Genomic DNA, 16,510 nt, shown 5'->3' with positions numbered 1-16,510 from the left:
AGTACGACCTTCCCTCACCCGGCACCGTCACGAACTGGGCGAAGATCTACCGACGCGATGGTGAGGACGGGCTACGTCCGAAGAAACGGGGCCGACGACCGGTCGCTCGGGAGAATCCTGTCCTTGAGAGCGAGGTCGAGCAGCTCCGCAGAGAGAACGAGCGATTGCGTGCGGAGGTGGCGTACCTGGGAAAATTGCGGGCCTTGGGATCACAGCAACGACGCTGAAAGTCCACGGGATCAATGATCTCAAGGCCCACCACCGGTTACCGCTCTTGTTGGAGTTGGCGAAGCTTCCCCGCTCCACGTTCTATGACCACCGCACCCGGCTCACCCGGCCGGACCGGCACGAGGAGCTCAAAGCGGCCATCCGTGAAGTCTTCGCCCAGGGGCGCAGTGCGTACGGGCATCGACGCGTCCTGGCCATGCTGCTGCGGCAGGGGTGGACGGTGTCCAAGAAGACCGTGCTGAAGCTCATGCGCGGGCTCGGACTGCAAAGCCCGGTGCGTCGCCGGCGCAGATACAACTCCTTCCGCGGTGAAGTCGGTAAGACGGCTGAGAACCTCTTGAACCGCCAGTTCGAAACCGCGACCAAACACACGAAATGGGCCACCGACGTCACCGAGTTCACGGTCGGAGCCGCCAAGGTCTACGTCTCACCGGTCCTTGATCTTCACGACAACCGGATCGTCTCCGTCATGGCAGGTCCGTCTCCGAGCGTCAAAATGGTCACCGACGGTCTCCGCGCCGCGATCAGCGGTCTCGGCCCGAACGAGCGACCCCTCGTCCACTCCGACCAAGGATTTCAATACCGGCACCCGCACTGGCAGAACACGCTCCACGAAGCCGGACTGACTCAATCGATGTCCCGGAAGGGCACCTGTCTCGATAACGCTTCCATGGAAGGGTTCTTCAGCCACCTCAAAGAGGAATGGTTCCGGATCCAGCAACCGAACACCATCGAGCAATTCCATACCGGGCTGAACGAGTACCTGCAGTGGTGGAACAGCACCCGCATCCAACAAAGACTCGGCTACCTCAGCCCCGACGAATACCTCGCCCGCCACCCCGCTACCGCGTAACGTTCAACTAACAGTCCAACTTCCGGGGACCACTCCAGGAGCCCGTTGGTGTTTTCGTTGCTGCCGCGCTGCCAAGGGGATCCGGGATCAGCGAAGTAGACGTCGACGTTCGTCGCGACGCTGAATGCGCGATGCTCGGCCATCTCGGCGCCCTGGTCCCAGGTCAGCGATTGTCGAAGCGACGCGGGTAGGTGGCGGACTGTGGTGATCAGCGAATCGCGGAGCGCTTCGGCGTTCCTTTCACAACCAAGATGCGCGAGCATCACGAACCTGGTCGTCCGCTCGACCAGGGTGGCGATCGCGGAGCCACCGAGAGCGCCGATGATGAGATCTCCCTCCCAATGGCCGGGAATTTGTCGGGTCTCGATCTCGGCCGGCCGTTCGCTGATGGGCCGCATCTGATCGATGAATCGTGGACGCCGAGCGTCTGGCTGCTTTCGAGGTTTCCGGGCGACGCGACCTCGCCGCAGCTGCGTTCCAAGTTCCCGCCGCAGCTCACCTCGGGCGTGCACATAGATCGCTTGGTAGATCGTCTCCGTACTCACCCGCATCTCCTTCAAGGCCGGGAAATCTTTCACCATCCGATGACTAATTTGCTGGGGCGACCACTTTCTCGAGAGCCTCCGTTGGACGTAGGCGCGGAGCTTGTCGTTGACGACGATCTTCGGTGTCCGCGGCCGAGCTCTTCGTGTCACGGATAGTCGGTGCGCCGTGTGTGGCAAGTACCCACGGGCCGAGATCGTGTTGCGGTGCAGTTCACGACTGATCGTCGACGGCGACCGCTGCATGGCCTGGGCGATAGCGCGGATCGATAGGCCCGACCGATAAAGGTCGTGCAGGTGCTCGCGATCCATGACGCTGAGATAGCGAGGATGGATGATCTTCTCGACGATGTTCAGGTCGATAGTTCCACCAATGGCACGGGATCTTCGTTCAGTCATAAGCCCATTGTTCTTCTCGGGATACCTCACCACACGACCATCGGGATAGATCCGGCCCCTTGTGATGATCGTGATCCCTTTGTCCCAATCCGTCGCCGACCGGGCATCGGCGCCGACTGCAGCACGGGCCTGCGTACGCGTGAGACCAGTAGCTCGCAGTCGTAGGAATTCCTCTCGTCGCGGGTTGACCCTGCGGGCTTCGCTCGTGGAGATACCGGCTTTTCGCGCCCACGCATACGCGGTCGGTCGGTGGATACCAAGCTCGACGGCGACGGTCGAGATGATCTGACGCTCCTCTACCAGCCGAAGGAACTCTGCTTTCAACTCCGGCGAATACACGCGCGGGACGGCCCGCTCCATCGTTAGTCCCGTCTTGCGCAGCCAGTTGTATCCGGCGTTCTCATTCACTCCGACTGCTCGCGCGGCAGCACGAACGGTGCCACCTCGATCGAGGAGCCGGAAAAACTCGTCCTTCTGCTCGTCCGTGTACTTCTTACCCGCCATCGCCACCACCTTCCATCAGGTGTTGCGACGACTGCTGGAATACAAGTAGTCGGGTGTTCAGTGACGTCGGTCAGCCACAGCTGGTTCGGTGCTGTTGCGGTGAAGTCGCGTTGAACCCGATCGTCATGCCCCGGAGGGCCGGCTTTGCGGTTCAGGCCGCGCTTTTTGGTGAAGACACTCCACAGCCGCTGCTGGGAGCACAGCCGACAGATGCGCCGCTCGGAAGCGGTGAAACCCTGCTCCGCCAGCTCATCTGCGATGAACCGGTAGCCGAAGGTCGGGTCATCGCGGTGGGCATCGACGGTGGCGTTGATCAGGTGCGCCTCGTCCTACACACGGTCACTAACAGGGTTCTTCTCCCAGGCGTGGAACGCCTGCTTCGAGAATCCCAGAACCCGGCAGGTCACCGCGACCGGCACCCGGATCAGGGCATCGGTCGCGGCCAGTTCACGGACCAGCGGTGGGGGTACCTCCCGCTAGCGTTGAAACATCAATTTTTTGGCAGGTTCGCCTGAGACAGGTACGCCGCGGCTCGACGCAGGACTTCGTTTTCCTGCTCCAGCAGGCGCACGCGTTTCTTAGGGTCCGGATCTCGGAGGCCTCGGCACCAGTGGCACCCGAGGCGATCCCGTCCTCGACATCGGCCTTACGCAACCAGTTATGCAGCGTCGCCTCACTGACCCCGAAGTCCTTTGCGATCTGAGCCAACGGCGCTTGATGCTTCCGAGCGACCGCCACAACATCACGGCGGAACTCAACAGGGTAGGGCTTGGACATGGTGATCATCCTTCCACCAAAGACATTCAAATCCTCAGAGGTCAGGAGTCAATCAAACCTTCAACAGCCCTCTCCGGGGTGGTGAGATTAGCTGCTCAGGCATTGTCCTAGGGCTTCGTGTAGTTGGCCCGCGGTAGGAAGTCCGGAGACACCTTCTGGTGTGTGGTAGATACGGCAAGCGAGATCTGTGGTGGGTGCCCGGGTGGGAAAGAGATCGATACCATCAAGGGCGATGGTCGGAGAACCCGCGAAAGCGGTCCCTTGGATTTCCGCTGATGATGTCAGTTCCTTCCGATACACCTTGAGGTCAGCTCTTCCCAAAGCGGCCAGGGCGCTACGGATTCTCAGTGCTGTTTCCTCGGTGTGCGGGCAATGTGAAATGTGCAGCAATTCAATTCTCATGGTCTTTTCCTACGCGCTCGGTGTTCCTATGGGCCGACTTCCGTGTGGGCTCGAGCAGCCGGTAGCGACGGGCACACGTGCTCGTCGCCGGGACGAATCGGCACGGGTCCGCGCGGATGTTTAGAGTCCTGGGGCTGCGGGTACATCGAGGTCGGTCTCGACGAGGTGGTTGTCAGAAGGTGGTGCGGGAGATGCGGCGGAGCCCGTCGACGTCGTCGATGGTGATGCGTCCGCGGCCCTGCCGGATGAGCCCGCGGGCGGCGAAGTCGGCCATGGTTTTGCTGGTCGCTTCGCGGGTGGCACCGAGGAGTCCGGCGAGCTGCTCGTGGGTGAGTTTCACGGCGCGGGCGTGGCTGAAGCGGCTGCGCGGGGCTGTGTCAGCGAGTTTGAGCAGTGTCGAAGCGGTCCGCGCCGTGAGGGGCCGCAGCGCCATGTCGGTGAGTCGCTCCTCGAGGCGGGCCACCTGTTCGCCGAGGAGGCGGGAGATTTTCACAGCAATCTTGGGGTTGGAAAGAAAGTGTTCCTCGACGTCCGCGGCGCTGAGCTGGCAGATGACGGAGTCCTCGATGGCTTCGGCGTAGTTGTCATACATTTGCTGTCCAACCAGCAGCATCTCGCCGAAGACCGCCCCGGGTTCCAGGATCGCGATGGTGAGGGTTTTCCCGTCCTCGGCGACACGGAAAATCCTGATCCGGCCTTCCTTGAGAATGAACAGGGCACTCACCGGCTGGCTCTGACTAAAGACAAGTTCACCGCTGCCGAACCGTTTCGGAGGAGACGCCCGGTCCAGGGCTGCCAGGTCGCGCGCCGAGAGGTCAACGAAAAGCTCGACGGCGTTGAGGCAACTGAAGGGCTCCCCTGTCTCAGCCAAGGAATCTCCCTCCCGTTCGTGGGGTGCCCACCCTTTCACCAGCGTACTAGCGGCGGACAGGACAGTTCTCGAGCACGCGTCATTCAAGCGGTGCGCCGTCATCGGTGCAGTCATCGGCGGCGTCGGATGATGACGGCCGCGACCAGTCCCAGAATAAGACCATACATCAGGTGTCCCACCAGGGACATCAGGGACGACCCGCCGAGGGTGAGGACAGGCATCCCCATCATGGCAGGCATGATCAGCAGAGGCCCCAGTACCCACCACAGGGCCCCGTAGACCAGACCAATGAAAGCGCTTTTCACGAGGCCGCCGGTGAGCAGGCCAGCACCGGGAATGGTCAGGGCGAGCCCTATCAGTATGGAGATCGCCAGGTGGACGATGAATCCCACGGCTGCTGAAGTGGAGCCGATAAGGGAGGCAATCATCGGGAGCATACCCATCATGGCCATCAAAGCGCCAAAGACCACTCCACCGCTCAACCCACCGACAACACCGGCCACGAGCCGCAACGTAATGGGTGGAGCCGTCGAAGCGGACGGAGTATTGCCGGCGGCATTAGCCGGTGCCGCGTTATGTGATGCAGTCATGATGCATACCTTCCTCGTCGCAAATGTTCTCCGACGGTAGGCTCCACCTCGCCCCGGCTCTGTAATCTGGAACACACAACACCAACGAACCCCCGGGTAGTGACGCCTGGAGACTGTAGCAGCCAGGCCCGATCATCGACCTCTCACCGTCCGGTACACGGCATAAGCCGGTAAGCAGACCCAGAATGGACTAGAAAAGCACCGCCCATCCCCATTCGTCCTGCAGCCCACCCCGATTACCTACCCGCGAAGCACGTCCGGGCTGCCTGCGACGTCGCTACCACAGGCAAACACGCCCACGCTCGGCGATTGCCACTCGCCGGAACGCGTCGACAGCCCGACAGCCCGACAGCCCGACAGCCCGAATCCAGCACTATCTCGAGGAGTACGAAGGTGTACCTACGAATCATAGGATCCATGCCGACCTCGCGGTCAGGGAGCCTTTCCGGGAATGCATGCAGACCGAGCTGCTCGACCGGTAACGGTTCTGATAGACGCTCATCGAACTGGCAACGCCGTGAACCGGTGGCTTCATTTCTACAACGACAAACACCGTCACAGCTGCTACACCGCCTAATAAGCTCGCGCCTAGGAAGTACTCTGGGACAGAATCACCAATGCGCTCCTTTTCATACAAGGACGATCGAACCAGCGCGACCGCTATCGCCTGCAGCATTGTTGCCGCTTGGGTTATCCGCTTAGAATCAAGGTCGAAAGGGATATCGCGTGCCTAAAAGTCCCACAGTTTACGATGTGGCAAGTCTTGCCGGAGTGTCCATCGCGACGGTTTCATTTGCCTTCAGGCAACCTGAGCGGGTGAGGGAGTCCACCCGGGACGCGATAATAAGAGCCGCAGATGTGTTGGGCTATGTCCCCAGCGGAAGTGCGCGTGGCCTAGCGCGTGGCCGCACGGGCGCCTTGGGGTTGTTCTCTTTCGATTATCTTGCTGAACCAGCCGACCGGCGGAAACCCCTAACAGCTCTGAATGATGACGAGGAGTCGTTGCGCTTCGATTTGAATGAGGAGTTCCGGCTCTTTCCGCTCTATGTGGATGAAGTGCAACGCGGATTCGAGCTTGAGTGCTGGCACCGGGGATTGGCCTTGATGATCGGCGGAGGCAACCGCTCCAGCAGCGAAGCGGTAGTGGCGGATATCGCAGGGCGGGTCGACGGTCTGGCGGTTTTTCCGCGGACAGTCCCGGAAGAGACACTGCGCCGCATCTCGCGTCGGATTCCGGTAGTGGAGCTGTCCGAGCCCTCGCAAAACGGCTCTGTGGTGAATCATGTCACGGTGCAAAACGCAGAAGGGATGCGCCTTCTGACCGAACACCTCATAGCGACGCACGGGTACAGAAATTTGCACTTCATTGGAGCGCTAGTCACCTCGGACAGCGAAGCCCGGTTCGAGGGCTTCAGCGCTGCCTTGAAAGCAGCAAACCTTCCCGCACCGCAGCGACCCACTGTCTCCTCGGAAAACCCAGACCACATCGTCTGGCTTATAAGCGATCTTCTGAACTCCGGCTCGTTGCCTCAGGGCTTTGTGTGCGCAACCGACCCGGAAGCGCTGGACGTCATTGATGCGCTGTCCGATATGGGAGTGGATGTTCCCTCAAGGGTAGCTGTGACCGGCTTTGACGGGATCGCCGCAGGCAGAATTGTGAAACCGTCGCTGACCACAGTGCGCCAACCGATGGAACGAATGGGGCGGGAAGCCGTCAGCATCCTCCTTGAACGGCTCGGCGACGCTGACAAGCCGCGCGTGAACCGGCAGTTACCGGTTCAGCTTGTGCTGCGCGAAAGCTGTGGCTGCTCCATACGTCGACCATCGCAAGCCCCGGCCTGATCCAGGTAGCCGGTTTTCCGAAAGTTGCGCTGAAGTTCGTCCCGAGAAAAAGCTCCGTCTAAGGAATTTTCCCTCTAAGTGTTGCCAAACTCACAAGTCATGGGCTTAGATCAGTTGGACAACCGGATCTAAGCGCATTGATTGAGGCGTTACTGCGCCCCGCCGCTGGCATCAGGCACTCATCGTCCAGAAGGGAAACGACAATGATCCATACAAAGGCAACGAAGGTGGCAGCCGTAGGGTTGGCAGCGGCACTACTGTTATCAGGCTGTGGCCGGGATGCCGAGAATGAAGAATCAGCAGATCCTGCTGCAGCCATCAGTTCCGGGCCAGCCACGGGTGAGCTCAGCATGTGGGCGCAAGGCGCCGAAGCGGAATTGCTGCCAGCTCTGCTTGAGGATTTCGAAGCGGAAAACCCGGACGTCACTGTGAATGTCACGGCCATCCCGTGGGACGCTGCACACAATAAGTATCAAACCGCTATCGCTGGCGAAAGCACCCCGGATATAGCCCAGATGGGCACGACGTGGATGTCGGACTTCAGCTATGCATTCGATCCGACACCGCAAGAGATCGAAACCGGCGGGTTCTTCCCGAGCGCAGTGGGTACCACTGAGATCGAGGGCATAAATTACGGTGTGCCGTGGTATGTGGATACCCGTGTGGTCTACTATCGCAGCGATCTGGCCGAGCAGGCGAGATATTCGGATTTCCCTTCCAATTGGGATGACTTCAAGGCCTTTACGAAGGCCATGCAGACCGAGGCCGGAGCGGAATACGGCATCCGGCTTCCGACGGGGACCGCCGACTCCTTCCAGTCGATGATGCCCTTCGCCTGGTCCAATGGAGTCGAGCTGCTCAGCGATGATGGCAGCGAGTGGACGATCGATACGCCGGAAATGATCGAAGCGATGGAGTACTATCAGGGATTCTTCACGGAGGGCATCGCCGACGAAAACGCTAACACCGCGGCCGGGGCGATGGAATCAGACTTCGTGAACGGTACTACGCCGGTGGTAATTGAGGGCCCGTTCTTCCTCGGTCAGCTGGAACAGGCCGGGGGCGCGGATTTCGCGGACAAGTTCAAGGTGGCAACCCTTCCGACAAAGGAAAGCGCGACGTCTTTCATTGGGGGAGCGAACATGGCGGTTTTCAAGGATACTGATAACCGCGATGCGGCATGGAAGCTTGTCCAGTGGCTTTCCCAGCCCGAGGTTCAGCTTAAGTGGTACGAAGCCAGCGGGGTACTGCCAGCGCAGCAGAGTTCATGGCAGGACCCTTCGCTATCCGGCGATGAAAATCTTGCTGTCTTTGGAGAGCAGCTCGACGATACTATGGCACCGCCCGCGGTGAACACCTGGACCAAGGTCTCGGCGGCGGGAGATAGTGAGCTCGAACAGATCGTAAAAGCCGGCAAAGACCCTGCTACCGCTATCAAGGAGCTGCAGGCCGAAGCCGAATCCATCGGCACGGGCAACTAAACAGCAATGGGGACAACTTCCCGGACACAGCCGGGCACTATGCGCCGCCGGAAACAAGCTCTCACTGCCTGGCTGTTTGCCCTGCCGTTTGTGGTCATTTTCAGTGTGTTCCTGCTGGTGCCGCTGGTGTCATCGTTGGTCATGTCATTCACAGATTTCACGAGTCGGGATGTTCAGAGTCCCCTTGCAGTGCGATTCGTTGGGCTGGAGCAGTACATAACATTATTTGGCAATGAGCAGTTTCTGCGTTCAATGCTGAACACCGCCTACTTCGTCGCAGTCGGAATTCCCCTCACGATGGTTATCGCGCTGGCGTTGGCCGTAGCGCTCAATAGCGGTATTGTTCGTTTCCGGACGGCATTCCGGGTTGGCTTCTATACACCGGTGGTGACCAGCATCGTCGCCGTCGCTGTTGTGTGGAGGTTCATCCTCCAGCCGGACGGCCTGCTGAACATTGTGCTTGGATGGGTTGGCATCGCTGGCCCGGACTGGCTCAACAGCACTTCGTGGGCCATGCCTTCGATGATCATGCTGGCCGTATGGCGCAATATGGGTACCCTGATGATCATCTTTCTGGCCGGCCTGCAAAACGTGCCCGCAGAAACTCTTGAGGCTGCCGAGGTTGACGGCGCCAGCGGGTGGCAGAGATTTTTCAGCATCACGCTGCCTTTGCTGCGTCCGACCTTGTTGCTAGGCGCGGTCCTGCTGTCTGTCGGGTTCCTCCAGTTCTTTGAGGAACCGTTCGTCATGACTGAAGGCGGGCCACTGGACTCAACGCTGTCGGTCAGCTACTTCACCTACAACCAATTCGGTTTTGGCGATTACGGTCTTGCTTCCTCAGCCAGTTATGTGCTCTTCGTTGCCATTGCCTTACTCAGCCTGGTCCAGTTCCGGGCACTACGCTCCAAAGACTAAGCGAGGAGACAGGTTGAAGACCTCCAATGACATCAGACGCATCGCGGGATCGGCCACAGGCGGGACGCCAATCACAAATAAACCTCGGTCAAGCCGCAATTTCAGACGCGCATGGACATATATGGCACTCATCGTGGCAGCCGTGGCCACGCTCTTGCCGTTCGCGTGGATGCTGCTAGGATCCTTCAAGACTCAAGGAGAACTATTGCAGCGGCCTGTCACCTGGTGGCCGCAGGACCCTACGTTGGAGAACTATGACAGGTGGTTCACTGACCTGAATATCGGCCAGTTCTTCACCAACAGCCTGGTTGTTGCAGTTTTCACGGTGCTCGGAAATTTATTGTTCTGCTCAATGGTCGGATACGCGCTGGCGAAGATGGATTTTCCCGGCAAGAAATTCTTGTTTCTACTGGTAATGATCACCTTGATGATTCCCGGCGTGGTCACCTTCGTGCCGATGTTCGTCATGGTCAGCACCATAGGCCTCGTTAATACCTATCCGGCGCTAATTCTTCCTTTCCTTGTCTCTCCGCTCGGCGTGTTTCTCATGCGGCAGTTCATCATGGGAATACCTGACTCGCTTATCGAAGCGGCAAGGATCGACGGTGCCGGCGAACTCCGGATCTTTACCCGAATCGTCCTTCCGCTGTGTGGCCCTGCCCTGGCCACCCTAGGGATCCTGACTTTCCTTAGCTCGTGGAACAATTTCCTATGGCCGCTGGTCGCGGCGCAAAGCGAAGAAAAATACACCCTTCCGGTGGCGTTGTCCCTGTTCTCCACGGGCCAGAACGCCACCGACTATGGCCTGCTCTTGGCTGGCGCCGTCTTGGTCATCACCCCCATCGTCGTCCTGTTTATCGCATTGCAGCGCTTTTTCATTCAAAGCGTCGCCGCCGCAGGCATCAAGTAGATCGCTCCTATTTCGGACCGGCCATGCTTTCCAGAAAGTGAGTTTTATATGCCCGCGCAATTCTTGTCCAGTTACCTTCGAACCTCAGTTGCCCTGGATGGAACCCCTTACCGCGACCTCAATCACAATGGGCACATGGATCCCTTCGAAAACCCTGCGCTGCCCGCAGAGGAACGCGTCGCCGATCTTCTGCCCCGGCTGAGTTTGGAGGAAAAAGTTGGGCTGATGTTTCATACGGTAATTGAAACCGGCCCGGACGGAACGCTGCTCGAACACCCTGGAAACATCAGTAAATCCTCCACAAGCACAGTCGTTAGAAAGAAATTGATCAACCATTTCAACGTCCACGCGCTCGGAAGTCCAACCCAAGCCGCCCGATGGAACAACAACCTTCAAAGCCTCGCCGAAACCAGCCCCCATGGCATCCCCATAACGATCTCCACCGATCCGAGGCACGCTTTCATCGAAAACTCGGGAGTGTCTTTCACCGCTGGCCACTTCTCCCAGTGGCCCGAACCACTCGGACTAGCCGCCATAGGCAGCCCGGAACTGATCCGGCGGTTCGCCGAGATTGTGCGCCTGGAATACACCGCGGTCGGAATCCGTGCAGCACTGCATCCCACAGTCGATCTTTCCACCGAACCGCGGTGGGGTCGCCAGGCAGGAACTTTCGGGCAGAACTGGGAACGGACTGCCGAGTATGTGATCGAGTATCTGAAAGGGCTTCAGGGCGAAGAACTTGCCCCGGGCAGTGTTGCCTGCACCACTAAACACTTTCCCGGAGGAGGCCCGCAACAGGACGGTGAGGACCCACACTTTCCCTACGGCCGCGAACAGGTTTATCCCGGCGGCCGCTTCGAGGAGCACCTTCATCCCTTTAGAACGGCCATCGCGCATCACACCAGCGCAATCATGCCCTACTACGGGATGCCGGTCGGACTGCACCGACGCGGCGAGCACATCGAAGAGGTTGGATTCGGTTACAACCGGCAGATCATCACAGACCTGCTACGAGGGGAACTCGGCTACGACGGCGTGGTGCTCAGTGACTGGGAACTGGTCAACGACAACATTGTAGGAGACCAAGTCCTTCCGGCCCGCGCCTGGGGTTCCGAGGACCTCACCGCCGCCGAACGCATGCTGAAAATCCTTCACGCCGGCATAGATCAATTTGGCGGAGAAGAATCTACTGACTTGCTCATCGGTATGGTCAGCGACGGACAGGTCAGCGAACAACGAATTGATGAATCAGCCCGCCGGCTCCTACTCATAAAATTCCGGCTTGGCCTATTCGATAACCCATACGTGGACGAGACCGCCGCTGCCAAAACCGTCGGCAACGCAGAATTCAGAGCAGAAGGACACCGCGCCCAGGCGACATCAGTGACTATACTGACCAACCGCATCTGCGGGGCCGAACCGATCCTACCTTTAAGAAATCACCCCAACATCTACATCGAGGGCATGGATCCCTTCAGCATCACCGGCTTTGGTAACCCCACAATAGATCCGTCCCGCGCAGATCTGGCGATCATCCGGCTACACGCGCCCTGGGAGCACCGCGACGACCTTTTCCTCGAGAAACACTTTCACGCAGGGTCTCTTGACTTCCCTCCCGGACTGATACACAGGCTGTGCGCATTGGCCCAGCGCATCCCACTAATCATCGATGTGCGTTTGGACCGGCCAGCCATACTCACCCCTCTGAACGACATTGCCGCAGCACTCATTGGAACTTTTGGAGTATCAGATGAAGCCCTTCTCGAAGCCCTCAGCGGGCGTATCCAACCCCAGGGACGTCTTCCATTCGAAATCCCATCCTCCATGGCAAACGTGCGCGCCTCCCGCCCCGACGTAGCCAGTGACACCGCAGACCCACTTTTCACCTACGGTCACGGCCTTGCGATACCTGTGCCATTCAAGGAAGCTCTAAATACCAACAATGCATCCAGCACATGAGACTGTGCCGAGTACGGAAATCGTTGAAAAACTAACAGAAAAATCCGAGGCCGAGATGCGGCTGCGGGAAAAATGGAGCGGTGGAGGATCGGCTAACGGGCGGGAGCTGAGAGGTAATGTGACGCTGAAGGAAGGGTCAATATGTGCTCTCTGCGTCGTGAGTCGGATCGTCAGCTTGCCGGGTGCCCCACGTCCCGGGGTAGCGGAGACAACCGTGGAGTCGATCGAACATTCTTCGATCGGCTCACGGAAGAGGGGGGTCGACGACGGCTGGGGGTGGAACCCTGGTCTCAAGAGAGTTCCTTTTCGTCGCCGACCCCGTTCCGGGATCTTCCGCAGTACACGAAAGATGGCATGCGCTGATCGAAGCCCTCGCTGTAGCGCAACCTTTCAGGGTTCCACTTCTGACGGACCAGCACCGGTGGTGATCCGTCAAGAACCCTGACTCAGAGATTAGGGCCGAACCAGTAAGCCGGCACGCGTAGTGATCACCTGACTTCACGGGCGCAATACTCGGCCATCTTTTAGCCAGTGCCTCCAAATACCCGCGGACTCACCTGGCGGGTCGATGTATGGAAACATCTTGCGGAAGTGGGTATCTCGACCTGTGGAAAGCTGGCGGTTTCTACAATCCACCGCTGCAGGGCGAACGTGGAACAGCAGGGCATGGAACTGGTGCTAACTCAGCTTCATTAGCAGTGCCGCTGATTATTTTGCTTCGTCGATGATCAGTTTGACTCGACGTCGTCCGTTCACGGGCCATGCAACTAACGACAGCCAGGTTGATGAGAAGTACCAGCCAGCAAGGAGTGGTGGCAATGGTGAAGCTGATTAGCTCAGGAAGTGTGTCTGTCGACGGTTTCGTGGCGGACCCCGAAGGCAACTACGACTGGAGCATCCCCAGCGATGATGTCCTTGCCTATCTCACGTGGCGGGAGCGCTCGATCGGTACGTACCTCTATGGCAGGTGCATGTATGAGGAGATGATGGAATGGGAAACAGCGGGCCAGAGGCCCGGCCAGTACCCGCTCGTCGACGACTTCGCACGAATCTGGCAGGCAACCAACAAGATCGTGTATTCCACCACCCTCGACGCTGTGTCAACGGCTCGGACCCAACTTAGGCGAACATTCGACCTGCAAGAAGTCGAGCGGATGAAAGCGAAGCTGGAGCAGGACATCGGAATTTCAGGGCCATGCCTAGCCGGGAACGCCATCCGGGCCGGGCTCGTGGATGAATTTCAGCTCTACGTCCATCCCGTCGTGGTGGGCGGTGGCCGACCCTTTTTCCCCACCGATGTGCGTGTTCGACTCGCCCTGGTTGAGCAGCACCATTTCGACGATGGAGTCATGTTTCTCCGGTACACCACTAACTAAGGATTCCTGACCCGAACCGCTATCGGGCTGCTGAAGGACAGCCACCAGCTACGGGAACAGGAGCATGCATGGCGTTGAGTGCTGCGGTCGAACGAAATTTCTCTTGCACGCCTGGATCGCAAACCCTCCGACGCACGTCCGAACTTATTTGGTCAGCGGGTTTCCACAGCGTTATCGAGCCGCATGGTGCGCCTCGGGTTTGTCAGCCGAGGTCTTTCGCGGTTTTGTTTCGGGACTCCTGCTGGTGCTGTTTGAGCTTTTCCTCAGTATCCCTGCGCCGCTTGGCCACAATGCGCATCTGGTCGGTGGATGACGCTCCCGGATCATGCCTGTACGTCCCTGACCGGTGATCACGACCAGCTACCGGGACTGACGGGCGTTCCCTGCCTTCGCTCATCCTCACATGATCCCATGAGGCCTCGGTCAGGAAAAGAGCACGTGAAGCACCACCACCGCTAGCGTCACCAGTGGTCAAGAGATGACCCGGCCCTGTCCCCTGGCTCTGCGTCCCGGCTCCTGGCACTTGAAGCGCCTGCGCCAATGGTGCAAAAAGATGATCAAATCAGCGCACAAAACAGGCAAGATGAAAGAACCTGCCAATGCCCCCGCAGCCTGATCCCAATTGACGCGGAGATGGAACGCTGCCTGCTGATTCGTGCGCCGTTTCCAGTGATTGCCCGATCCGGCTCCCGAGCCTAGGGTGAACCCATGGCTGAGCATGAAGCGTTGACAGTCTTTCTCGGTGAATAACACGCCGAAGACACCATAGACGGCGACGGGGCACAACCACCGAGAATCCGTCTGCGGCAGCCGGACGCACCACAGTTCATTCCAGATCTAGCCGATAACGAGCAGGGAGAAGGACATGATTAGTCAAGAAAATATCGACCGGGTACTGAACAACAACGGCAAAACCTACGACTCCGATGGTAATAAGATCGGCTCGTCGGGGCAGGTATACCTTGATGACCAGACCAACAGTCCACGGTGGATGACGGTCAGTACAGGGCTCTTCGGTATGTCTGAGTCCTTTGTACCGTTGGACGGCGCGGTGATGGACGGTGATAACGTCCGCATTAATTACACCAAGGATCAGGTAAAGGATGCGCCGCGGGTAAATCCAGGTGGCGTCCTCACTGTCGAGGAAGAGAACCGGCTGTATCAGCATTACGGGCTCGGCGGACACGGAGGCCTAAGAACCCCGGATTCAGCCACTGAAACGTCTTCGTTGGTGAATCCCGATACCGATGACGACAGCACCTATAGCGGCGTGACTGGTACCGGTCGGCCCGCTGGAGTATTCACGGATCAAACCGACCCGGACAGGGTCCACCCCAATCACCCCGCCGACAGCGAGCCCGACCGCGACAATTCGGCACGACAGCACCGGTTGCGTCGATACGAATTTCCCGAATGAGCAGATTCCAGCAGCGTTGAAGACACCAGACACCTTCCAGGGGCGTGAATCACTGGCCCTTTGAGAGGCGCCAAAACGATTAGAAGCACCCGGCAGCAAGAAAAGCCTCCGCCACGCAGCGGCGCCCAGAACTTAAGTGGCTCGGCCTGGATGGCTTCAGCTTCGACACTGACCTCACCACCCAGAATGCCGAAGCGGCTTACATTCTGAGCCGAGATCCTTGAGGACCGCACGGATAGCCAAAGGGCATCGACCACACGGAAGGTGTTAGCTGTTTTCCGGTTTGACCAGACTGTCGTCGTCTTCCTCAAGGGCGGGAGCATCTCGAAGCCCTTCGGGAGTGGCATCACTGTCCTCTACCGGCGATTTCGGAATCGGGTGAATATCCTCCCGATCCTCGTTCGATGGTTTCCCCGAAACCTTCTCCGGTTCGTGCTTGGATTTCTTGCCAGTGGAGGCCACTGAATTCTCGTTGCTCATGAGATGCACCTTTCAACGTATAGAGGTGGCCGGCTTGGTCCTAAACGGACTGCGCTGAGAGCCCCCACCCGACGAGGTGGAAAACAGGAACCCGGCGGCGCCCTTAACCCGATACGGGCTGCAGCTGGCAGTTACCGACAATGGGTCCGTGTCAGGAACTCGCGGATTTGAGGAACTGCTGCACCGATGCCTCTGGCACCCGGTACGAGCGACCAAACCGGATCCCGTCGATCGCCCCGGACTGCACCAACCGATACACCGTCATCTTTGATACCCGCATCATCGTTGCTATCTCCGAAACGGTCATCAGAGGCTCCGTCATGTCAATACGTCCCGCCATTACCTACCACTCTCAAGAGTTCCATCCACCACTTTTGTGACATCTTCAACTTTGACCACTCCTCATGCCATCTGCACGAGTAATAACTACCGGTCATCCGCTTTTCACGACCGAGTAGTTGATTCGACCTCGAACTTTTAGAACCCCCGCACCGACCACCGGCAGCGGATCCTTCTCCGCAACGACCCGCGTGGCTTAATTTGGCTGCTCCTCCACTACCGCGGACCTTGACCCGTGCTTAGCCATACCAATCGGCGGGGCGTTTCCCAGCCCGAAAGGCTCTCAAACCCTCACCGACCATCCTGAAAACTGATGCAACGCTCATACCCTCCAGCACCGGTCCCAGCAGTCCGGGCAATCGGGCCTTGGCCGAGCCCGCTGAACCTTTCAACGCATGCGACGGTGGGCGGCCCCCATATCGTTGGCGGGATATTGGGCTCCCCGTACGGCGAAGACCGGGTCTGATTCAACGAGTGTGGTTCGATGGGGTTCATGATGCAGATGGGGACGCCGCCGCCCGCTGCTGTGGCCGAGGACCTGCTCCGCCTGCGAACAGCACTAGATGGCAGTGTTCCTGGCAAGGGTCCATCGAATCTTCTGGCGGCGACCTGGAATGTGCGGGCA

General features: G+C 58.9%; 13 protein-coding genes and 3 pseudogenes. 9 read left to right on the top strand and 7 right to left on the bottom strand.

All coding sequences use genetic code 11. The annotated features are described in order from the left end of the window. Both IWX65_RS17935 and IWX65_RS15945 read left to right on the top strand, forming a co-directional pair. On the top strand, nucleotides 1-227 hold a 227-nt coding region (locus IWX65_RS17935; protein WP_334683935.1), incomplete at its 5' end, for a helix-turn-helix domain-containing protein. 47 nt (nucleotides 228-274) lie between these two features. Beyond that, a complete protein-coding gene (locus IWX65_RS15945) occupies nucleotides 275-1,081 on the top strand; it encodes an IS3 family transposase (RefSeq protein WP_334683934.1) in 807 nt (268 codons plus the stop codon). A gap of 35 nt (nucleotides 1,082-1,116) precedes the next feature. Here IWX65_RS15945 and IWX65_RS15940 read toward each other — a convergent pair. The 5 genes and pseudogenes from IWX65_RS15940 to IWX65_RS15920 all read right to left on the bottom strand — a co-directional run. Continuing rightward, nucleotides 1,117-2,181 (bottom strand): annotated as a pseudogene (locus IWX65_RS15940) (IS30 family transposase); the annotation flags it as partial. Between the two features lie 3 nt (nucleotides 2,182-2,184). Then, nucleotides 2,185-2,526, bottom strand: a pseudogene (locus IWX65_RS18115) (transposase); the annotation flags it as partial. A gap of 47 nt (nucleotides 2,527-2,573) precedes the next feature. Beyond that, a pseudogene (locus IWX65_RS17930) lies at nucleotides 2,574-3,303 on the bottom strand (transposase); the annotation flags it as partial. 574 nt (nucleotides 3,304-3,877) lie between these two features. Continuing rightward, nucleotides 3,878-4,576: a Crp/Fnr family transcriptional regulator gene (locus IWX65_RS15925; RefSeq protein ID WP_334683933.1), complete on the bottom strand. Its 699-nt coding sequence runs from the start codon at nucleotides 4,574-4,576 to the stop codon at nucleotides 3,878-3,880. Between the two features lie 110 nt (nucleotides 4,577-4,686). Next, nucleotides 4,687-5,166 (bottom strand): hypothetical protein, encoded by a 480-nt coding sequence (locus IWX65_RS15920; protein ID WP_334683932.1) that lies wholly within the window; start codon nucleotides 5,164-5,166, stop codon nucleotides 4,687-4,689. Between the two features lie 726 nt (nucleotides 5,167-5,892). Here IWX65_RS15920 and IWX65_RS15915 point away from each other — a divergent pair. From IWX65_RS15915 to IWX65_RS15885, 7 genes are all read left to right on the top strand, one after another. Continuing rightward, the gene (locus IWX65_RS15915; protein WP_196884410.1) at nucleotides 5,893-7,008 is read left to right on the top strand and encodes a LacI family DNA-binding transcriptional regulator; all 1,116 of its coding nucleotides are present in this window, start codon (nucleotides 5,893-5,895) and stop codon (nucleotides 7,006-7,008) included. Nucleotides 7,009-7,211: 203 nt separating this feature from the next. After that, a complete protein-coding gene (locus tag IWX65_RS15910) occupies nucleotides 7,212-8,489 on the top strand; it encodes an extracellular solute-binding protein (RefSeq protein ID WP_196884408.1) in 1,278 nt (425 codons plus the stop codon). Between the two features lie 6 nt (nucleotides 8,490-8,495). After that, nucleotides 8,496-9,404 carry a carbohydrate ABC transporter permease gene (locus IWX65_RS15905; RefSeq protein WP_196884406.1) on the top strand — a complete coding sequence of 303 codons (909 nt, stop codon included), beginning with the start codon at nucleotides 8,496-8,498 and terminating at the stop codon, nucleotides 9,402-9,404. Between the two features lie 121 nt (nucleotides 9,405-9,525). Next, nucleotides 9,526-10,314, top strand: coding sequence for a carbohydrate ABC transporter permease (locus tag IWX65_RS15900; protein WP_196884404.1), 789 nt, complete (start codon nucleotides 9,526-9,528; stop codon nucleotides 10,312-10,314). Between the two features lie 135 nt (nucleotides 10,315-10,449). Then, nucleotides 10,450-12,273: a glycoside hydrolase family 3 protein gene (locus IWX65_RS15895; protein WP_334683931.1), complete on the top strand. Its 1,824-nt coding sequence runs from the start codon at nucleotides 10,450-10,452 to the stop codon at nucleotides 12,271-12,273. Nucleotides 12,274-13,091: 818 nt separating this feature from the next. Beyond that, the gene (locus IWX65_RS15890) at nucleotides 13,092-13,649 is read left to right on the top strand and encodes a dihydrofolate reductase family protein (RefSeq protein ID WP_196884400.1); all 558 of its coding nucleotides are present in this window, start codon (nucleotides 13,092-13,094) and stop codon (nucleotides 13,647-13,649) included. Between the two features lie 865 nt (nucleotides 13,650-14,514). Further along, the gene (locus IWX65_RS15885) at nucleotides 14,515-15,066 is read left to right on the top strand and encodes a PRC-barrel domain-containing protein (protein WP_196884398.1); all 552 of its coding nucleotides are present in this window, start codon (nucleotides 14,515-14,517) and stop codon (nucleotides 15,064-15,066) included. Nucleotides 15,067-15,333: 267 nt separating this feature from the next. On the opposite strand, the gene IWX65_RS15880 is transcribed toward IWX65_RS15885, so the two are convergent. Both IWX65_RS15880 and IWX65_RS15875 read right to left on the bottom strand, forming a co-directional pair. Further along, nucleotides 15,334-15,546 carry a hypothetical protein gene (locus IWX65_RS15880; protein WP_196884396.1) on the bottom strand — a complete coding sequence of 71 codons (213 nt, stop codon included), beginning with the start codon at nucleotides 15,544-15,546 and terminating at the stop codon, nucleotides 15,334-15,336. A 151-nt stretch (nucleotides 15,547-15,697) separates the two neighbouring features. Then, entirely contained in the window at nucleotides 15,698-15,886 is a 189-nt protein-coding gene (locus IWX65_RS15875) for a helix-turn-helix domain-containing protein (RefSeq protein WP_196884394.1), read from the bottom strand. Nucleotides 15,887-16,510 lie beyond the last annotated feature (624 nt).

Source organism: Arthrobacter sp. CAN_A214 (genome assembly GCF_015751955.1).
Taxonomy (GTDB): Bacteria; Actinomycetota; Actinomycetes; order Actinomycetales; family Micrococcaceae; genus Arthrobacter_D.
The sequence above is the reverse complement of the archived record's forward strand: the minus strand, read 5'-3'. Positions and strand labels throughout refer to the sequence as shown.

What these genes read in the sequence shown, in the direction of transcription:
- IWX65_RS15920 (WP_334683932.1), bottom strand. Translation starts at nt 5,166, where the DNA reads ATGACTGCATCACATAACGCGGCACCGGCTAATGCCGCCGGCAATACT.
- IWX65_RS15910 (WP_196884408.1), top strand. Translation starts at nt 7,212, where the DNA reads ATGATCCATACAAAGGCAACGAAGGTGGCAGCCGTAGGGTTGGCAGCG.
- IWX65_RS15905 (WP_196884406.1), top strand. Translation starts at nt 8,496, where the DNA reads ATGGGGACAACTTCCCGGACACAGCCGGGCACTATGCGCCGCCGGAAA.
- IWX65_RS15880 (WP_196884396.1), bottom strand. Translation starts at nt 15,546, where the DNA reads ATGAGCAACGAGAATTCAGTGGCCTCCACTGGCAAGAAATCCAAGCAC.
- IWX65_RS15875 (WP_196884394.1), bottom strand. Translation starts at nt 15,886, where the DNA reads ATGGCGGGACGTATTGACATGACGGAGCCTCTGATGACCGTTTCGGAG.
- IWX65_RS15900 (WP_196884404.1), top strand. Translation starts at nt 9,526, where the DNA reads ATGGCACTCATCGTGGCAGCCGTGGCCACGCTCTTGCCGTTCGCGTGG.
- IWX65_RS15885 (WP_196884398.1), top strand. Translation starts at nt 14,515, where the DNA reads ATGATTAGTCAAGAAAATATCGACCGGGTACTGAACAACAACGGCAAA.
- IWX65_RS15895 (WP_334683931.1), top strand. Translation starts at nt 10,450, where the DNA reads ATGGATCCCTTCGAAAACCCTGCGCTGCCCGCAGAGGAACGCGTCGCC.
- IWX65_RS15890 (WP_196884400.1), top strand. Translation starts at nt 13,092, where the DNA reads ATGGTGAAGCTGATTAGCTCAGGAAGTGTGTCTGTCGACGGTTTCGTG.